This window comes from Synechococcus sp. OH2, from assembly GCF_047462155.1.
Taxonomy (GTDB): domain Bacteria; phylum Cyanobacteriota; class Cyanobacteriia; order Thermostichales; family Thermostichaceae; genus Thermostichus.
The window spans coordinates 1904-4427 of sequence record NZ_JANSIR010000111.1 but is presented as its reverse complement, the minus strand read 5'-3'; the positions used below and the strand labels follow the sequence as shown (position 1 = coordinate 4427).

General features: G+C 57.6%; 1 protein-coding gene. It reads right to left on the bottom strand.

Going from position 1 to position 2524, the window contains the following annotated elements; translation table 11 throughout:
* The coding region (locus NW835_RS11665) for a PAS domain S-box protein (protein ID WP_414415366.1) at positions 1-2524 on the bottom strand (2524 nt) is incomplete at both ends.

Genomic DNA, 2524 nt, shown 5'->3' with positions numbered 1-2524 from the left:
GACCAGCTCATTGATGATCAGGCCGCACAAAACTGCGTCGTCGAGGTTGAGGCGGATCCCTTCGGCGCGGATGCTGGCGCGAATGATCTCGGGGTTCACGCCGTAGGAGCGAAAGAGATTGGAGATTAAATTGTGGAGGTACTGCTTCAAATCCACAGCAGCCAGGTTGTTGGACGGGTACAGGCCCTCGTGGATCAAAGACATCGCCTGAATGCGGCTGCCGGCGTCCTTAAAAACGCGGGCATACTTGTGGCTTTTGATTTGATCCGCCTGGAGTCGCAGCAAGCTGGAGATGATCTGCAGGTTATTTTTGACACGGTGGTGGATCTCCCGCAGCAGAATCTCTTTTTCTTGCAGGGCTGCCTGAATCTGCAGCTCCGCCTGTTTTTCTTCAGTAATGTCTTCAGAGATGCCGATGATGAAGAGGTTTTTGCCTTCGGGATCCCGCACTGCCGAGACCGCCAGGCGGCACCAAACCACCTTGCCGCTGCGGTGAATGTAACGTTTTTCCAGGTGGTAGCGATCCCGTTGGCCGTTCACAACTTCCTGGAAGAGTCGCCAATCTTCCTCGATATCGTCCGGGTGGGTGAGGTCGCAGAAACTCCTGCTGACCAATTCGGCAGCGCTGTAGCCAAGGATCTCTTCCAGGGCGGGGTTCACCTTGAGGTAACGGCCCTGTCGATCGACGATGGAAATGCCCAGGGCCGACTGCTCGAAGATGCCCCGCAGGCTCAGCTCGCTTTGGCGCAGGGCCGCCTCCGCTTGTTTGCGCTCGGTAATGTCCAAAATTTGGCTGAGAAAGTAGCTGGGATCCCCTTGGGCGGTGCGCACCAGGGTGATGCGGAGAAGGGCGTAGACGATTTGCCCGTTCTTGTGGATGTAGCGCTGTTCCTGTTCGCAGTGGTGCACCTCGCCGGCCAGTAGGCGGTTGGTGCTCTCCAGGGTGGCGGCAATGTCGTCAGGATGGGTGATGTCGAGGACGGTTTTGCCTTTGAGATCTTCTAGGGTGTAGCCTAGGGTTTCGGTGAAGGCGGCGTTGATTTGAAAATAGGTACCATCCAGGTGGGTCATGGCCTTGGCAATCGGGGACCACTCAAAGGATTGGCGGAAGCGTTCTTCGCTTTCTCTGAGGGCGATTTCTGCCTCGACACGGGCGCTGATGTCGATCACCTGGTTGAGAAACTGGGTGGGCTGGCCGGCTTCATCGGTAAGCAGGGTGGCCTGGAACAGCACATGGACAACCAGGCCGGAACGGTGGATGTAGCGAATCTGCCGCTGGCTGATGGAGACTTTGCGTGTCAAGAGGGCCTCGTTAGCCGCCAGCAGTTGGTTGACATCGTCGGGGTGGAGGATGTCCAGTTGTTGCCGACGCTGCAACTCTTCGGGGGTGTAGCCGACGATCTGGGCAAAGGCCTCGTTGACCTGGATAAATCGCCCCTGCAAATCCACCAGGGCAATGCCGTTGGGAGCCAGCTCAAAGATCTGCCGGAAATGGTTGGCGCTCTGTTGCCAGGCTTGCTCTATACGACGACGTTCGGCTTCCAGTTGCTTGGACTCGGTGATGTCTTCGACGATCCCTGCCACCCGGTAGAGTTTGCCCTCTTTGTCGAGGATGGGAAAGGTGCGTTCCCGCAGCCAGAGGATGCAGCCATCGGGGCGGCAGAGGCGAAAAACCACATCGGTGGGTTGGCCCTGAAGTTGGGCTTGAAAAATGGCGGGGAACAGCCAGCGATCGTCAGGGTGAATGTGGCGCATCCAGGCCTGGGGATTGGCGTAGGCCTCTGCAGGGGAAAGGCCCCAAATGGCTTCACAGGCGGGGCTGACGTAAATCAGCTCTTTGCCGCAAAGCGTTGAAATCCAAAACAGTTGCTGGCTGTTCTTAGCCAGTTGCAAAAAACGATGCTCGCTCTCTCTGCGGGCTTCCTCCAGTTGCTGTTGCCGTTCTTTAAGCTGGCGGGAGGCCGTGATATCGGTAACAAACCCTTCAAAATAGAGGGGCTCCCCCTGCTCGTTGTACAGGGTGCGGGCGTTTAAAGAAATCCAGATTTTTTTGCCGTCCTTGCGGCACACCTGCTGCTCGGCGTGCACGACCTGGCCTTCCTTCAGCATGCGCTGTACGAACTCAGATCGCTGCTCCGGGTCGCCGTAGATCTGAGAGCCGATATCGGAGACGTGGCGCATCAAATCTTCTGGGGATTCGTAGCCAAAAATATGGGCCAGAGCCGGGTTGGCCACCAGATATTTCCCTTCTGGAGTCGTTTGAAAAATACCTTCGACAGCGTTCTCGAAGATCTGTTGGTAGCGGGCGGCAGTGCTGCGGCTGTGCTGCAGTTGCGCCCGAAGTTCCGCGAGGGCTTGTTTCTGCTCCTGGGCCTGGAGCAGGATGTGTCGCAGGCTGAGGGCGATGAGGTTGATCTGTCCCCGTTCGGGGAGACTCAGTGGGCGAGGGCACTCCCCCAGCAGGTGAAGTGTCGCCAGCCACCTCCCTCCCTCATCCAGCAGGGGAAAAGCTTCATGAAAGGGC